Origin of the sequence: Kitasatospora sp. NRRL B-11411, from assembly GCF_000721345.1 — a bacterium.
GTDB lineage: Bacteria > Actinomycetota > Actinomycetes > Streptomycetales > Streptomycetaceae > Kitasatospora > Kitasatospora cineracea.
Window position 1 is genome coordinate 18,604 of sequence record NZ_JOGH01000010.1, and the last position, 15,941, is coordinate 34,544.

Sequence of the window (15,941 nt, forward strand, 5' to 3'; positions counted from 1 at the left end):
TCCTTGGGACGGTCGGCGCGGCCGGAAAGTTCGCCGGAGCGCCGGTGCCGTCGCGGGGGTGCGGAGCGATCCGGGCCGTTGGCCGTTCATCGTACGGCCGGACGACCTCGGCGAAAGAGTTCGAAACATCGAATTCTCGCAAGATTGTCGGCCCCGTCATCGACCTCGCCACCGGCCCCGCCGCGGACCCCACCACCGGCCTCCTCGCCGGCCCCGCCGAGAGGTCCCGCCGGGAGGCCCGCCGAGGGTTCCCGCCGGTGGGGCGCGCCGATGCCGCGCCCCGCGTTGTCCCGGGCCCCCGGCAGGCGGCAGGATGGTGCGCTATGACGCACGTGATGGCGAAGGGCGCCAACATCCCTCTGACGGCCGGCGCCGTCCGTGCCGTCCTGCGGTGGACGGACACCCCGGGCATTCCGGACGTGGACGCCTCGGCGCTGCTGCTGACCGGCCACGGCAAGGTCCGCGACGACGCCGACTTCGTGTTCTACAACCAGCCGCGGCACCCCTCGGGCCTGGTCCGGCACCTGCCGAAGCAGGCCGCGGGCGGGACGGTGCGGGACGCGCTGGAGATCGACCTGGCGCAACTGCCGCCCGAGGTCGACCGGGTGGTGCTGGCCGGCTCGGCGGAGGGCGGCGCCTTCCCCGCGGTGCCCGACCTGCGGGTGCTGCTGTTCGACGCGGCCGCGCCCGAAGCCGCGCCCGCGCTGGCCGAGTTCGCCATCGACGAGGACGAGCAGGTCACCGCGCTGGTCGCCGCCGAGCTGTACCGCCGCGACGGCGGCTGGAAGTTCCGCGCGGTCGGCCAGGGCTACGTGGACGGACTGGTCGCGCTGGCCACCGACTTCGGCATCGCCGTCGAGGACGGGAACACCGGCCCGAACGACTCCGCGGTCGACCTGACCGACCGCAGCGGGGACGTCCGCCTCCCCGACCCGGCCGCCGAGCCGTCGCCCGCCGAGCCGTCGCCCGCCGGACCCCCGGCCGCGCCGCTGCCGGTCGACGAGGACGACTGGACGATCGCCCCGGCCACCCCGCTGCCGACGCCCGCCGCCGAGCAGCCCGCCGCCGACCCCCGGCCGGTCCGGGCCCCGGCCGCGCCGGTCGCCCCGCCGCCCCCGCCCGCGCTGCCGCCGACCGTCCACCACGCCCAGCAGCCCGCACCGCAGCCCGGCGGCTACGGCTACCCGCCGCAACAGCCCCAGCAGCCGCCGCAACCCGCCCCGCAGCCCGGCGGTTACGGCTACCCCCAGCAGCAGCCGGGCTACGGCTACCCGCCGCCCCCGCAGCAGCCCCAGCCCCAGCAGCCGCAACCCGGTGGCTACGGTTACCCCCAGCCGGCCGCCGCCCAGGGGTACGGTTACCCGCCGCAACAGCCCCAGCCCTACGGCTACCCCCCGCAGCCCCAGCCCCAGCCCCAGCAGCCGCAACCCCCGCAGCAGCACCAGCAGTCGGGCGCCCCGTTCGCCCTGCCGCCGCAGGGCCCGCAGTTCCAGCCCCGCTGACCGCCCGCGCCCCGCGGCCGCACCACCCCGCGGCCGCGGCCACGCCCGCAGCCACAGCCTGACGAACCGTCAACTACCGGACCCCGACGGGGTCTTGTACCCGCGCTCCCACTGCATGCCGAACCCGTACAGCCGGTCCAGGTCGGACTGGAACCCGTGCACGTACCGCACCTCACGGCGGATCGTCAGCTTGCCCTCGCCATCGTTCTCGATCAGCACCACCGCGCACGAACGGGCGGCCGGGGCGCGCTCGTCGAGCTTGATCTCGATCCGCGGGCCGCTCTGCGGGACGATGGTGAGCACCGCGTGGGTGCGGTCGAAGGCCGGGGTGTCGTCGTAGATGTAGACGAAGATCAGCAGCCGCTTGAACTGGTCCTTCTTCTCCAGGTTGATGTGCATGGTCTCGCCGGAGGGCGCGCCGGACACGTCGTCGCCGGAGAGCTTGATGTAGGGCGGCTTGTTGAGGTCGCCGAACAGCCGGCCGAGCGGCTGCACCACGCCCCGGGTGCCGTCGGCGAGTTCGTACATGCAGGCCAGGTCGAGGTCGACGCCGACCGGCGCGGACCCGGTGTCGGCCGTCGCCAGCGGGCGCAGGATCCGCGGGTCGAAGAAGCGGCGCAGCGCGCCGCCCACGGTGGGGCGGTCGGCGGTGCGGGTCGACCAGTGCAGGTTGATGTACAGGTAGCCGGTGGTGGCCGCGGAGCCGGTGATGGCGTGCTGCGGCTGGGACTTGGTGAGTGTGACCTTGAACTGCCCTCCGGTGTCGAAGCTGTCGCTGCGGTCCCCCTTCAGGAACTCCCACACCGAAACCATCGTGTCCTCCCCCAGCACTGATACCGTCCTCGACCTCTCCATACCCACCCGGAGGGCGCTGAGTCAACGTCAACCCCTCGGCGCGCCCTGCTGGCAGAGGGTTCGTCACTCCCGTACGATGCCTGCCCCTCGGACGCGATATCGTCTCTCCGCACAGGTGTACCGTGCGTCACCTCTCTTCCCCCTGCCCTGCGGAAAGCCGAGGCCCTCCCCGCAATGAACCTCTCCTCCATACAGCTGGTCTGGGCCGTGGTAGGCGGTGCAGCCCTGCTGTTCACCGCCATCCTGGTGGCCTTCCTGCGCTTCAAGAACAACAAGCCCGCCGAGTCGGCGTCCGGCGACTCCTGGGAGCGCAGCGAGGAGCGCAGGCGCCGCAAGGAGGCCGTCTACGGCGGCGCCTCGTACGTGCTGCTGTTCTGCTGTGCCGGTGTGGCGGCGGCGCTGTCGTTCCACGGCCTGGTCGGTTTCGGCCAGCAGAACCTGAACCTGTCCGGCGGCTGGGAGTACCTCGTCCCGTTCGGCCTGGACGGTGCGGCGATGTTCTGCTCGGTGCTCGCCGTCCGCGAGGCCAGCCACGGTGACGCGGCGCTCGGTTCCCGGATGCTGGTGTGGCTGTTCGCCGTCGCCTCGGCCTGGTTCAACTGGGTGCACGCCCCGCGCGGCGGTGCCCACGACGGTGCCCCGCAGTTCTTCGCCGGCATGTCGATCTCGGCGGCCGTGCTGTTCGACCGCGCGCTGAAGCAGACCCGCCGGGCCGCGCTGCGCGAGCAGGGCCTGGTGCCCCGCCCGCTGCCGCAGATCCGGGTGGTGCGCTGGCTGCGCGCCCCGCGCGAGACGTACGCGGCCTGGTCGCTGATGGGCCGGGCCCGGCACGCCCGCGAGGTGCCCGCGCTGGCCGCGGCCGGCAGCGACGGCCCGTCCGCAGCGGAGCCTGCCCTAGCCCCCGAGGAAACCACCCTCGACCGGGTGAGCGCCTCCGCCCTGGAGCCCGCCGCCCTGAACGCCGGCCGCCGCCCCCGCGCCGCCGTCGAGTCGACCGGCAGCAGCACGTCGGGCAGCTCCTCCTCGTCGTCCTACGCGTCGAGCGGCTCCTCCTCGTACGGCTCCTCGTACTCCTCCTCCATCGACCTGACGATGGACGAGGACACCCTGTCGATGCCGAAGCTGGACTCGCTGGAGCGCAAGCTCCGGGCGATCGAGCAGCAGCTCGGCTGAGCCGCACCGCAGCACCGAAAAGCCGCGCCCGCCGGGAACTCCCCCGGTGGGCGCGGCTTTTCGGTGCTGCGGCGGACGGGCGCTAGCCCTCCGCCCCGACTTCTTCGGGTTCCGCTCCGCTGCCCTCCAGCCCCTGGTGGCGCTTGTTGCGGATCATCGAGGAGGCCAGCGCCGCGCCGATGAAGGCGACGCCGATCAGGCCGGTGACGATCTCCGGGACGTGGTACTTGATCGAGGCGAGCAGGATCAGCGCCAGCGCGCCGATCGCGTAGTGCGCGCCGTGCTCCAGGTACACGTAGTCGTCCAGGGTGCCCTTGCGGACCAGGAAGACGGTCAGCGACCGGATGTACATGGCGCCGATGCCCAGGCCCAGGGTGATCTGGAAGATGTCCTGGGAGATGGCGAACGCGCCGACCACGCCGTCGAAGGAGAACGACGCGTCGAGGACCTCCAGGTAGATGAAGAGGAAGAACGCGGCCTTGCCGCCGACCTGGACGATCGACTTGCCGGTCCGCTCGGCCTCCTCCTCGGCCTCCTCCTGCGCCTCCAGCCCGGACTCGAACACCCCGGACAGGCCGTTGACGGCCAGGTAGGTGGCGAGGCCGCAGACGCCGGCCAGCAGCACCGTCTCGGCGCGGTCACCGGCGAAGAGCCGGGAGGACACCGCGAGCACGACCAGCGCGACGACCGAGGAGAGCGCGTCCAGCTTGCCGATCTTCTCCAGCGGCTTCTCCAGCCAGCGCAGCCAGTTGAAGTCCTTCTCCTCGAAGACGAAATCGAGGAAGATCATCAGCAGGAAGATGCCGCCGAAGGCCGCGATGGCCGGGTTGGCCATGTCCAGGTACTCGGCGTAGGTGTGGCCGTCGTGGGTCTTGGACGAGTCGAGCGCCAGCTCGATGACGGTGCCCGGGCTGAGCTGCGCGGTGAGGCCGACGACCAGCAGCGGGAAGACCAGCCGCATGCCGAAGACCGCGATCAGCACGCCGACGGTCAGAAAGATCTTCTGCCAGAAGGCGTTCATCCGCTTGAGGACGGTGGCGTTGACGACGGCGTTGTCGAAGGACAGGGAGATCTCGAGGATCGAGAGGATCAGGACGACGCCGAATCCTTCGGCCCCCCAGATCAGGCCGGCGGCGATCAGGCCGGCGATCGTGATGGCGAAGGACCATCCGAACGTACGGAGGAACACGGGGTCAGTTACCTTTCTGGCTGCCGGAATCGACCCATTCCGGACGTGACTGCTGTTCTGTTACTGGACGTTGACGCCGAAGTCGAGCGCGATGCCGCGCAGGCCGGAGGCGTAGCCCTGGCCGACGGCCCGGAACTTCCACTCGCCCTGGTAGCGGTACAGCTCGCCGAAGATCATCGCGGTCTCGTTGGACGCGTCCTCGGAGAGGTCGTAGCGGGCGATCTCGGCGCCGTCCGTCAGGTTGACCACCCGGATGTAGGCGTTGGAGACCTGGCCGAAGCTCTGCAGCCGGGCGTCGGCGTCGTAGATGGAGACGGCGAAGACGACCTTGTCGATCTGGGTGGGCACCAGGTCGAGGTGCACCTGCACCACCTCGTCGTCCCCGTCGCCGTCGCCGGTGAGGTTGTCGCCCTGGTGCTCGACCGAGCCCTCGGGGCTGCGCAGGTTGTTGTAGAACACGAAGTACTCGTCGCCGAGGACCCGGCCGCCGGAGCACAGCAGCGCGCTGGCGTCCAGGTCGAAGGGCGCGCCGGTGGTGGACCGGGCGTCCCAGCCCAGGCCGATCTGGACCTGCGTCAGGTTCGGCGCGGCCTTGGTCAGCGAGACGTTCCCGCCCTTGGCGAGGGTGACGGTCATCGGACTTCCTCCCAGCTCCCCGTCTCGGGGGCTCCCGGGGTGTGCATCGTTGGACTGCCGCCGACCCGCCCGGGAGGGCCGGATCCGGCGGGGCGCGCCCGGCGGACGCACCCCAAGAGATCTACGCCCCCCGGTGGCCGCGCAGTGCTGCACACCCGACTGAACTTGCTGAACTCCGCCGCGCGACCGACCCGGCCGCCCCCGCCGGGCGGCCTCGGACCGCCCGCGCACGCACCCGGTCGGTGTGCGGATCGCCGCCGAATCTATCAAGCGCCCCCGCCCCGCCCGGCGGCCTCGCACCCGCGGCGGGGAGCGCCGGAACCCGGCCGCGGCCCGGCCGGTACGCTGCCGGGACCGCCGGGCGAAGCATCGAGCGGCCCGACGCACGGACGAACAGAGGGAGCACCGGAGCGATGCCGTTCGAACCGCTCGACCGCACCGACCCCGAGTCGGTCGGCCCCTACCTGCTGCTGGCCAGACTCGGCGTCGGCGGCATGGGCCGGGTGTACCTGGCCCGTTCCGCCGGCGGCCGCACCGTCGCGGTCAAGGTGGTCCGCGCCGACCTCGCCGGGGACGCCGACTTCCGCGAGCGGTTCCGCCGCGAGGTGTCCGCCGCGCAGTCCGTGGGCGGCACCTTCACCGCCCCGGTGGTGGACGCCGACCGGGACGGGCCGACGCCCTGGCTGGCCACCGCGTACGTGCTCGGCCCGGCGCTGGACGACGCGGTGCGCGGCCACGGGCCGCTGCCGGTGGAGGCGGTGCGCACCCTGGGCGTGGGCCTGGGCCAGGCGCTGGCGGCGATCCACGCCGCCGGGCTGGTGCACCGCGACCTCAAGCCGTCCAACGTGCTGCTGGCCGCCGACGGGCCGCGGGTGATCGACTTCGGGATCGCCCGGGCGCTGGACGGCGACCGGATGACGTCCACCGGCGTGGTGGTCGGCTCGCCCGGGTTCATGAGCCCCGAGCAGGCCGCCGGGCGCCGGCTGGGCCCGGCCGGCGACGTGTTCTCGCTCGGCTCGGTGCTGGTCTTCGCCGCCACCGGCCACGGCCCGTTCGACCACGCCGAGGACGGCGGGGCGCCGTCCGCGGCCTCCCTGCTGTACCGGGTGGTGCACGACGAGCCCGACCTGTCGGGGGTGCCCGGGCCGCTGCTCCCGGCGGTCACCGCCTGCCTGGCCAAGGACCCGGCGGACCGTCCCTCCCCCGCCGGGCTCGGCGCGCTGCTGGGCGAGCCGGTGGCCCCGGCCCGCTCCGGCTGGCTGCCGGCCGCGCTGGCCTCGGACATCGCCACCCGCGCCGCCGAGGTGATGGACCTGGAGGCCCCGGTCCGCCCCGGCGACCCGCGCTCGGGCCCCGCCGCCGCGCCGGCCGTCCGCACCCCCACCGAGGTCTCCGACCCGGGCACCGTCCGCCTGCGCGCCACCGGAGCCCCGGCCCCGGACGCCGGGCAGGCCGGGCACCCCACCGAGCCGATCGGGTCCGCCCCGCCCGCCGGGCGCCCCGGCCCGTCCCGCCGGGCGCTGCTGCTGGGCGGCGGCGCGGCGGTGCTGGCCGGCGCGGGCGGCCTGACCGCCTGGGCACTGAGCGGCGGTTCGAAGCCCGCCCCCGGCCCGGACCCGGCCCCGCCGACCGGCAGCGCCTCCCCCGCCGCCGCGTCCAGTGCGGCCCCGTCCCGCGCCCCGGGCATGCCGCCGGCCCCGCTGTGGACGTACCGGACCGCCGAGAGCAACGTCGGCAGCCTCGGCATGGCCTTCTCCCCCGGCCTGCTGCACCTGGGCAGCTCCGACCTGGTCGCGGTGGACCTGGCGGACGGCAAGGAGAAGTGGATCACCAAGGACGCGATGGCCTACGACCTGGCCTGCGCGGGCGGCACCATCAGCTACGGCACGGTCGCCGACCTGATCACGGTGGACGCCGCCACCGGCACCGTGCTGTGGAAGTACCGGTCCGAGCGCGGGAAGCCGAACGGCACCCAGATCGCCTCGGACATGGTGCTGAACGCCGACGACCGCGCCGTGTACGCGATGTGCTCGTACCTGCAGCTGGACGACAAGGGCGTGCCCGACATGGGCGCCAAGACCGGCAAGGGCATCATGGCGCTGTCCCGCAAGGACGGCTCGATGCTGTGGAACCAGCACCGCCAGCAGACCGCCGACTACACGGTCAGCTCCGACCTGACCGCGGACGCCCTGCTGTACACCGACAGCAAGGAGAACCTGGTCGCCCGCTCGCTGGCCGACGGCTCCCAGACCTGGTTCGCCACCACCAACTCGCGCTCGACCTACCAGCCGGTGCTCCAGGACGGCCTGGTGTTCTGCTCGGTCGACCCGAACGGCCTCCAGGCGGTGCGGGTCTCCGACGGCAAGCAGGTCTGGGCGAAGACCTCGGACCGCTCGACCCACATGTGGTACTCGCCGCCCGCGGCGGGCAAGCACGTCGTGTACTCGGTGCTCGGCGGCATGACCCTGACCTACCAGGGCACCACCTTCACCCCGACCGCCCCGACCCGGGTGGTGGCGTTCAACGCGGCCGACGGCACCGAGCTGTGGCACCTGGAGCTGCCCGTCGAGGTGTCGATGGACACCAACCCGGTGCTGGTCGGGGACACCCTGTTCGTGCCCAGCCCCGAGCACGGCATCTACGCGGTCGACGTGGTGGGCCACAAGGTCCGCTGGGTGTTCCAGACCAACGCGGGCGCCGAGCTGCCCTGGCACCTGGCCGGCGGCGAGGACCTGCTGATCGCCGTCCAGGGCAACCAGGTGATGGCCCTGCCGCCGGTGTAGGGACGCGACGGGCCGGGGCCACGAACGGCCCCGGCCCGCAAGGGCGTTGACGCCCGGTCAGACGTTGACGCCGAAGTCCTGGGCGATGCCGCGCAGGCCGGAGGCGTAGCCCTGGCCGATGGCGCGGAACTTCCACTCGGCGCCGTTGCGGTAGAGCTCGCCGAAGACCATCGCGGTCTCGGTCGAGGCGTCCTCGGAGAGGTCGTAGCGGGCGATCTCGGCGCCGCCGGCCTGGTTGACCACCCGGATGTAGGCGTTGCGGACCTGGCCGAAGCTCTGCTGGCGGTTCTCCGCGTCGTAGATCGACACCGGGAAGACGATCTTGGCGACGTCGGCCGGGACGCCGGCCAGGTTCACCTTGATCTGCTCGTCGTCGCCCTCGCCCTCGCCGGTGAGGTTGTCGCCGGTGTGCTCGACCGAGCCGTCGGCGCTCTTGAGGTTGTTGAAGAAGATGAAGTCGGCGTCCGAGCGGACCTTGCCCTGCTCGGTGCAGAGCAGCCCGCTGGCGTCCAGGTCGAAGTCGGCGCCGGTGGTGCTGCGCGCGTCCCACCCGAGGCCGACGACCACGGCGGTCAGGCCGGGCGCCTCCTTGGTCAGCGAGACATTGCCGCCCTTGCTCAGGCTGACACCCACGTGGTCCTCCAAGAAGTCGGGTTCCCGATCCGTCAACGGCCCGATCGTAGTGCCGGGTTCCCGGGCCGCGCCGGAGACTCGGCCCGGCGCCCGGCGGAAGTTCCACCGGACCGGGCCGAGCGGGCCGAGCGGGCCGTGCGCGGGAGCGTCAGAGCGCGCCGAGGGCGGCCAGGTACTCCTGGGTGTCCCGGGCGTCCGGCAGGCCGTTGACGATGCTCCAGCGGACCGCGCCCTCCTTGTCGATGACGAAGGTGCCGCGCACCGCGCAGCCCTTCTCCTCGTTGAAGACGCCGTAGGCCCGGGAGACCTCGCCGTGCGGCCAGAAGTCCGACAGCAGCGGGTACTCCAGGCCCTGCTGGTCGCCGAACACCCGCAGCGAGAACGGCGAGTCGTTGGAGACCGCGAGCACCTGCACCTCGTCGTTCTGCAGGCGCGGCAGCTCCTTCTGGATCTCGCAGACCTCGCCGGTGCAGACGCCGGTGAAGGCGAACGGGTAGAAGACCAGGACGACGTTCTTCTCGCCGCGGAAGTCGGACAGCTTCACCGACTCGCCGTGCTGGTTCTTCAGCTCGAAGTCCGGGGCCTGGGCGCCGATCTCGATGGTCATGGGAGGGCCTTCCTGCCTGAACGGTGGTGCGGGCAGGACGATCCTCCCACCCGCCGGGCCCGGTTCGGCCGTCCGGGTGAGCCGGGCGGGCCGTCCGGGCGAGGCGTTCGCTCCTGGTGAACAGGCCCGGGCGGGGCGCCCGGCGGCCGGACGCCGACGGGCCCCGCCGACCGGGTGGTCGGCGGGGCCCGTCGCGGGTCGCGGTCCGAAGTCAGCGCTTGCCGGTCTTCGAGGCCTTCGGGGTGGCCAGGCGGGTGCCCGCCCAGTCCTTGGCGATCGCCACCGAGCTGGTCTGCGAGAGGCCGGCGGTCTTCGCGGCGTCGGCGATCTCGTGCGCCTCGACGTGGCCGTCGCGGCCGGTCTTCGGGGTGAGCAGCCAGATCAGGCCGCCCTCCGCCAGGTACTCCAGGGCGTCGACCAGGGCGTCGGTGAGATCCCCGTCCTCGTCGCGGTGCCACAGCAGGACGCCGTCGGCGACGTCGTCGTAGTCCTCGTCGACGAGTTCGGAGCCAGTGATCTCCTCGATGCCCTCGCGGAGGTCCTGGTCACTGTCTTCGTCGTACCCGAGCTCCTGGATGATCTGGCCCTGTTCGAAGCCGAGACGGAGAGCCGGGTTGGACTTGTCCGCGGGGTCCGCGGTCGCGCTCACGGGAATAACCTCCAGTATTCGGCCCGGCGTCCATGCCGGGGCTGTGGCCGTAGTCCACACGGGAGCGGCGGTTCGCGCAAGTACCCGACCCCCGATCCCACCCAAAGGTTGACGTGTCGCCGGGCGACACGCCGCCCACTGTGGTGGTGAACACACCCGTATGTCCCCGTCCGTACCGACAAGGATGCTTCGTCTCGTACCCGTCCGCAGCCCGTTCACCCCCCGCACGCGTGCCCGAGATGCGAACGGCATTCGGGTCGGAGCAGGGTGCGGGCGTAAAGTCTCCTGTTGGCCCTCATCCCGACCGGCCGCCATCGTCCGGCCGGGGTCCCAGGTCGGACCACCTCCTGACCGTACCGCCCGACGGGCGGAACGGTTACCGATCGGTAGAGATGACGGATCTCCGAACGCGGTAGCACGATGGAGGCGGCGCGACAACTCAGCTTCGACCGACAGTGAAGGAACAGCGTGGCTTCCGGATCCGATCGCAACCCGATCATCATTGGCGGCCTCCCGAGCCAGGTCCCGGACTTCGATCCCGAGGAGACCGCGGAGTGGCTGGAGTCCCTTGACGCCGCCATCGACGAGCGCGGGCGCGAGCGCGCCCGCTACCTCATGCTGCGGCTGATCGAGCGCGCCCGTGAAAAGCGTGTCGCCGTGCCCGAGATGCGCAGCACGGACTACGTCAACACCATCGCCACCAAGGACGAGCCGTTCTTCCCCGGCAACGAGGAGATCGAGCGCAAGATCCTGAACGCGACGCGCTGGAACGCGGCCGTCATGGTCTCCCGCGCCCAGCGTCCCGGCATCGGCGTCGGCGGCCACATCGCCACCTTCGCCTCCTCCGCGTCCCTGTACGACGTGGGCTTCAACTACTTCTTCCGCGGCAAGGACGCCGACGGCGAGTCCGGCGACCAGGTCTTCTTCCAGGGCCACGCCTCGCCGGGCATCTACGCCCGCGCCTTCCTGCTGGACCGGCTGACCGAGCAGCAGCTCGACGCCTTCCGGCAGGAGAAGTCCAAGGCGCCGTACGGCCTCTCCAGCTACCCGCACCCGCGGCTGATGCCGGACTTCTGGGAGTTCCCGACCGTCTCGATGGGCCTCGGCCCGCTCGGCGCGATCTACCAGGCCCGGATGAACCGCTACCTGGAGCACCGCGGCATCAAGGACACCTCCGACTCGCAGGTGTACGCCTTCCTCGGGGACGGCGAGATGGACGAGCCGGAATCGCTCGGCCAGCTCTCGCTCGCCGCTCGAGAGGGACTGGACAACCTGACCTTCGTGGTCAACTGCAACCTGCAGCGCCTGGACGGCCCGGTCCGCGGCAACGGCAAGATCATCCAGGAGCTGGAGTCGCAGTTCCGCGGCGCCGGCTGGAACGTCATCAAGCTGGTCTGGGACCGCTCCTGGGACCCGCTGCTGGCCCAGGACCGCGACGGCGTCCTGGTCAACAAGCTGAACACCACCCCGGACGGCCAGTTCCAGACCTACGCCACCGAGACCGGCTCGTACATCCGCGAGCACTTCTTCGGCGGCGACCTGCGCCTGCGCGCCATGGTCGAGAACATGACCGACCACCAGATCCAGCACCTGGGCCGCGGCGGCCACGACCACCGCAAGGTCTACGCCGCGTTCAAGGCCGCCCGCGAGCACAAGGGCCAGCCGACCGTCATCCTGGCGCAGACCGTCAAGGGCTGGACGCTGGGCCCCAACTTCGAGGGCCGCAACGCCACCCACCAGATGAAGAAGCTGACGGTCGAGGACCTGAAGCGCTTCCGCGACCGGCTGCACCTGCCGATCACCGACAAGCAGCTGGACGAGGGCTACCCGCCCTACTACCACCCGGGTCGCAACTCGGAGGAGATCCAGTACATGCACGACCGCCGGCAGGAGCTCGGCGGCTACGTGCCCACCCGCAAGGTGCGCCCGCGCAAGCTCGAACTGCCGGGCGACGACGCGTACAAGGCGGTCAAGAAGGGCTCCGGCAACCAGACCATCGCCACCACCATGGCGTTCGTCCGGGTGCTCAAGGACCTGATGCGCGACAAGGGCATCGGCAACCGCTTCGTGCCGATCGCGCCCGACGAGTACCGCACCTTCGGCATGGACTCGCTGTTCCCGTCCGCCAAGATCTACAACCCGCTCGGCCAGACCTACGAGTCGGTCGACCGCGAGCTGCTGCTGGCGTACAAGGAGTCCCCGTCCGGCCAGATGCTGCACGACGGCATCTCCGAGGCCGGCTGCACCGCCTCGCTGATCGCGGCCGGCTCCTCGTACGCGACGCACGGCGAGCCGCTGATCCCGGTGTACGTCTTCTACTCGATGTTCGGGTTCCAGCGCACCGGCGACCAGTTCTGGCAGATGGCCGACCAGCTGGCCCGCGGCTTCGTCATCGGCGCCACCGCCGGCCGCACCACCCTGACCGGTGAGGGCCTGCAGCACGCCGACGGCCACTCGCACCTGCTGGCCTCCACCAACCCCGGCGTGGTCGCCTACGACCCGGCCTACGGGTACGAGATCGCCCACATCGTCCAGGACGGCCTGCGCCGCATGTACGGCTCCTCCGCCGAGCACCCGCACGGCGAGGACGTCTTCTACTACATGACGGTCTACAACGAGCCGATCAAGATGCCGGCCGAGCCGGAGGGCGTGGACGTCGAGGGCATCCTCAAGGGCCTCTACCGGCTCAAGGCGGGCGAGGCCGGCCAGATCCCCGCGCAGGTCCTCGCCTCCGGCGTGGCCGTGCCGTGGGCCCTGGAGGCCCAGCGCATCCTCGCCGAGGACTGGAACGTCAAGGCGGACGTCTGGTCGGCGACCTCCTGGAACGAGCTGCGCCGCGACGCCGTCGAGGCCGAGGAGTTCAACCTCCTGCACCCCGAGGAGCCGCAGCGCGTCCCGTACGTGACCACCAAGCTCTCCGGGGCCGAGGGTCCGTTCGTGGCCGTCTCCGACTGGATGCGCGCCGTCCCGGACCAGATCGCCCGCTGGGTCCCCGGCCAGTACCAGTCCCTGGGCGCCGACGGCTTCGGCTTCGCCGACACCCGCGGCGCGGCCCGGCGCTTCTTCCACATCGACGCGCAGTCGATCGTCCTCGGCACGCTCACCGAGCTGGCCAAGCAGGGCAAGATCGACCGCTCGCTGCTGAAGGCGGCCATCGACCGCTACCAGCTGCTCGACGTGGCCGCGGCCGACCCGGGCGCCGCGGGCGGCGACGCCTAAGCGCTAGCCGCTGGCCGCCAGCTGAAAGGTCCGCCCGAGGAAGGGAGTTCCCTCCTCCGGGCGGACCTTTCCGTTGCTGCCCGCTTGCTCGCGCAGTTCCCCGCGCCCCTAGCGGGGCGCAGGAGATCAGCCCCGCTAGGGGCGCGGGGAACTGCGCGCGGCGGAAGGCACTCGACGCAAAGATCCGCCCGGAGGAGGGAACTCCCCTCCCCGGGCGGATCCGTGGGCGGTGCGCGTCAGATGTGAACCGCGGGCCCCGCCTCGTTGGCGCCGCGCTTGGTGAGCAGCCCCAGGCCCGCCGCCGCCAGGGCGACGACCGCGGCGACCACGAAGGCCACGCCCATGCCGCTGACGAAGGAGGAGTGCACCGCGTCCGCGATCCCCTGGGAGACCTGCTCCGGGGTGCCGGGCTGGGCCGGCGGGGCGATGCCGAGCTGGGCGGCCTGCTTGAGCTGCTCGCCCTGCTCCCCGGTCGGGAACGGGACGCCGGTGGCGGCCCACTTGCCGGGCAGCGCGCCGGTGACCTTGGAGGCCATCACCGCGCCGAGGACGGCGGTGCCGAGGCTGCCGCCGACCTGCATCGCGGCCTGCTGGAGGCCGCCGGCCACGCCGGACAGCTCCATCGGGGCGTTGCCGACGATGACCTCGGTGGCGCCGACCATGACCGGACTGAGGCCGAGGCCCATCAGCAGGAACCAGAGCGACATGACGCCGGTGCCGGAGTCGACGTCCAGGGTGGACATGCCGAGCATCGCGGCGGTGGTGAGCACCATGCCGCCGACGATCGGGACGCGCGGCCCGATCTTGCCGATCAGGAAGCCGGCCACCGGCGCGCCGACGATCATCATGCCGGTCATCGGGAGCAGGTGGACGCCGGCGTCGACCGGGGCCATCCCGTGCACGTTCTGCAGGTAGAAGGTGACGAAGAAGATGCCGCCGAAGAAGGCGAAGGCCATCAGCACCATCAGCAGGGTGCCGGCCGAGAGCGGCACCGAGCGGAACAGCGAGAGCGGGATCAGCGGTTCCTTGGCGTACTTCTGCCAGATCGCGAAGACCACCAGGGCGAGCACCGCGCCGCCGAGGAAGAGCAGGGTGGCCGGGTCGGCCCAGCCCCAGGACGGGGCCTTGATGATGCCCCAGACCAGCATGAACATCGCGCCGGAGAGCAGCACGATGCCGGGGACGTCGAAGGACTTGGCGGCGTTCTCGGACCGGACGTCCTTGAGGATCAGCAGGCCCAGGACCAGGGCGACGATGCCGACCGGGATGTTGATGTAGAACACCGACTCCCAGTTGACGTGCTCGACCAGCAGGCCGCCGACGATCGGGCCGGCCGCGGTGGAGGCGCCGATGACGCCGCCCCAGATGCCGATCGCCATGTTGAGCCTGTCGGCGGGGAAGGCCCCGCGCAGCAGGCCGAGCGCGGCGGGCTGGAGCAGCGCGCCGAACAGGCCCTGCAGCACCCGGTAGAAGATCACCTGCTGGATCGAGCCGGCGAAGCCGATCGCGGCGGAGGTGGCGGCGAAGCCGACCGCGCCGACCAGGAAGGTGGTCTTGTGGCCGAACCGGTCACCGATCTTGCCGGCGGTGATCAGGAAGACCGCGAGGGCCAGCAGGTAGCCGGAGGTGACCCACTGGATGTCGGAGGGGCTGGCGTTCAGGTCCTTGGCGATCGCCGGGTTGGCGATGGCGACGACGGTGCCGTCCAGGGCGACCATCATGACGCCGACGGCGACGGTGAGCAGCGTCAGCCAGGGGTGCCCCCGCAGCCGGCCGCCGGCGGACGGAGCCGCTTCCTTGTCGAGTACTACGGACTGGCTCATGGTTCGGGGCTTCCCCGTTCGTGTGGTGTGCAGGAACCGCGCTGGGCACAGGAAGGGCGGTGTCCGGCCCTCACGCCCGTCCCCACGAGCTCCAAGACGGACGGACACCGCCGTCGGGAACATTATGTCAGCCGCTGACATTCGACAAACGGTGACTCCTGTCACTTGATGCCAGATCTCCACCGCGGCGCTATCGTTGGCACCATGGCCACGCCCACCACCGCCGCCGACCCGCAGCCCGTCGGCCTGCGCGAACGCAAGAAGCGGCGCACCCGGGACGCCCTGGTCGACGCCGCCCACCGGCTCTTCCTCTGCCACGGCTACGGGCGCACCACGGTGGACGAGATCGCCTCCGAGGTGGAGGTCTCCCAGCGCACCTTCTTCCGGTACTTCGCCAACAAGGAGGAGGTCGCGCTCGCCGTCCTGGCCGAGGCCGAGCAGGCGTTCCTGGCGTTCCTGCGGGCCCGCCCGGCCCGGGAGAACCCGCTGGAGGCGATGCGCGGCGCGGTCCGCGAGGTCTGGCAGGCCGTCGACCGGGGGCAGGAGAGCGGGCCGGCCGCGCTGGAGCTGTTCGAACTGATCGAGTCCACCCCGACGCTGCTCGCCGCCCACCTGCGGCACGCCATCCAGCAGGAGGTCGAGGTGGCCCGGATCCTCGCCGAGCGCGAGGGCCTCGACCCGGCCGCCGACCTGCGCCCCCGCCTGCTGGCCGCCGTGTTCGGCACCGTGGTGCGGATCTCGCACCTCTCCTACGCCGCCGCCCCGGACGCCGCCGACCACTCGATGGACGGCATGCTGGAGCTGATCGAGCGTCACTTCGACCAGCTGGGGCCCGCCCTGGCGGGCTCCTGGCGCTGACGGGGGACGCCCCC

The 15,941-nt window shown here is 71.9% G+C and carries 12 protein-coding genes; 5 read left to right on the plus strand and 7 right to left on the minus strand.

Going from position 1 to position 15,941, the window contains the following annotated elements:
• The first annotated feature begins 323 nt into the window (after positions 1–323).
• Positions 324–1,502: a TerD family protein gene (locus IH44_RS49345; protein ID WP_030458547.1), complete on the plus strand. Its 1,179-nt coding sequence runs from the start codon at positions 324–326 to the stop codon at positions 1,500–1,502.
• A gap of 69 nt (positions 1,503–1,571) precedes the next feature.
• On the opposite strand, the gene IH44_RS0107075 is transcribed toward IH44_RS49345, so the two are convergent.
• Entirely contained in the window at positions 1,572–2,315 is a 744-nt protein-coding gene (locus IH44_RS0107075) for a Tellurium resistance (RefSeq protein WP_030458548.1), read from the minus strand.
• A 216-nt stretch (positions 2,316–2,531) separates the two neighbouring features.
• Between IH44_RS0107075 and IH44_RS0107080 the strand changes: the two genes are divergently transcribed.
• Positions 2,532–3,530 carry a DUF2637 domain-containing protein gene (locus tag IH44_RS0107080; RefSeq protein WP_030458549.1) on the plus strand — a complete coding sequence of 333 codons (999 nt, stop codon included), beginning with the start codon at positions 2,532–2,534 and terminating at the stop codon, positions 3,528–3,530.
• A gap of 82 nt (positions 3,531–3,612) precedes the next feature.
• Here the strand turns inward: IH44_RS0107080 and IH44_RS0107085 are convergent, their stop codons facing one another.
• Both IH44_RS0107085 and IH44_RS0107090 read right to left on the minus strand, forming a co-directional pair.
• Positions 3,613–4,719 (minus strand): DUF475 domain-containing protein, encoded by a 1,107-nt coding sequence (locus IH44_RS0107085; protein ID WP_030458550.1) that lies wholly within the window; start codon positions 4,717–4,719, stop codon positions 3,613–3,615.
• A gap of 60 nt (positions 4,720–4,779) precedes the next feature.
• Positions 4,780–5,355 (minus strand): TerD family protein, encoded by a 576-nt coding sequence (locus IH44_RS0107090; protein ID WP_030458551.1) that lies wholly within the window; start codon positions 5,353–5,355, stop codon positions 4,780–4,782.
• A 413-nt stretch (positions 5,356–5,768) separates the two neighbouring features.
• Between IH44_RS0107090 and IH44_RS46315 the strand changes: the two genes are divergently transcribed.
• Positions 5,769–8,138 carry a PQQ-binding-like beta-propeller repeat protein gene (locus IH44_RS46315; RefSeq protein WP_035954248.1) on the plus strand — a complete coding sequence of 790 codons (2,370 nt, stop codon included), beginning with the start codon at positions 5,769–5,771 and terminating at the stop codon, positions 8,136–8,138.
• Between the two features lie 57 nt (positions 8,139–8,195).
• Here the strand turns inward: IH44_RS46315 and IH44_RS0107100 are convergent, their stop codons facing one another.
• The 3 genes from IH44_RS0107100 to IH44_RS0107110 all read right to left on the minus strand — a co-directional run bounded on the left by IH44_RS0107100 (position 8,196) and on the right by IH44_RS0107110 (position 10,027).
• Entirely contained in the window at positions 8,196–8,771 is a 576-nt protein-coding gene (locus tag IH44_RS0107100) for a TerD family protein (RefSeq protein ID WP_030458553.1), read from the minus strand.
• 148 nt (positions 8,772–8,919) lie between these two features.
• Positions 8,920–9,378 carry a peroxiredoxin gene (locus IH44_RS0107105; RefSeq protein ID WP_030458554.1) on the minus strand — a complete coding sequence of 153 codons (459 nt, stop codon included), beginning with the start codon at positions 9,376–9,378 and terminating at the stop codon, positions 8,920–8,922.
• A 211-nt stretch (positions 9,379–9,589) separates the two neighbouring features.
• Positions 9,590–10,027 (minus strand): DUF3052 domain-containing protein, encoded by a 438-nt coding sequence (locus IH44_RS0107110; protein ID WP_030458555.1) that lies wholly within the window; start codon positions 10,025–10,027, stop codon positions 9,590–9,592.
• Between the two features lie 468 nt (positions 10,028–10,495).
• On the opposite strand from IH44_RS0107110, the gene aceE reads away from it, so the two are divergent.
• Complete coding sequence (aceE, locus tag IH44_RS0107115; protein ID WP_030458556.1) at positions 10,496–13,246, plus strand: pyruvate dehydrogenase (acetyl-transferring), homodimeric type; 2,751 nt, start codon at positions 10,496–10,498, stop codon at positions 13,244–13,246.
• Positions 13,247–13,482: 236 nt separating this feature from the next.
• Here the strand turns inward: aceE and IH44_RS0107120 are convergent, their stop codons facing one another.
• Entirely contained in the window at positions 13,483–15,069 is a 1,587-nt protein-coding gene (locus IH44_RS0107120) for an MFS transporter (RefSeq protein ID WP_030458557.1), read from the minus strand.
• A 204-nt stretch (positions 15,070–15,273) separates the two neighbouring features.
• Between IH44_RS0107120 and IH44_RS0107125 the strand changes: the two genes are divergently transcribed.
• Positions 15,274–15,927, plus strand: a complete 654-nt coding sequence (locus tag IH44_RS0107125) for a TetR/AcrR family transcriptional regulator (protein WP_030458558.1) — start codon at positions 15,274–15,276, stop codon at positions 15,925–15,927.
• The last annotated feature ends 14 nt before the right edge of the window (positions 15,928–15,941 follow it).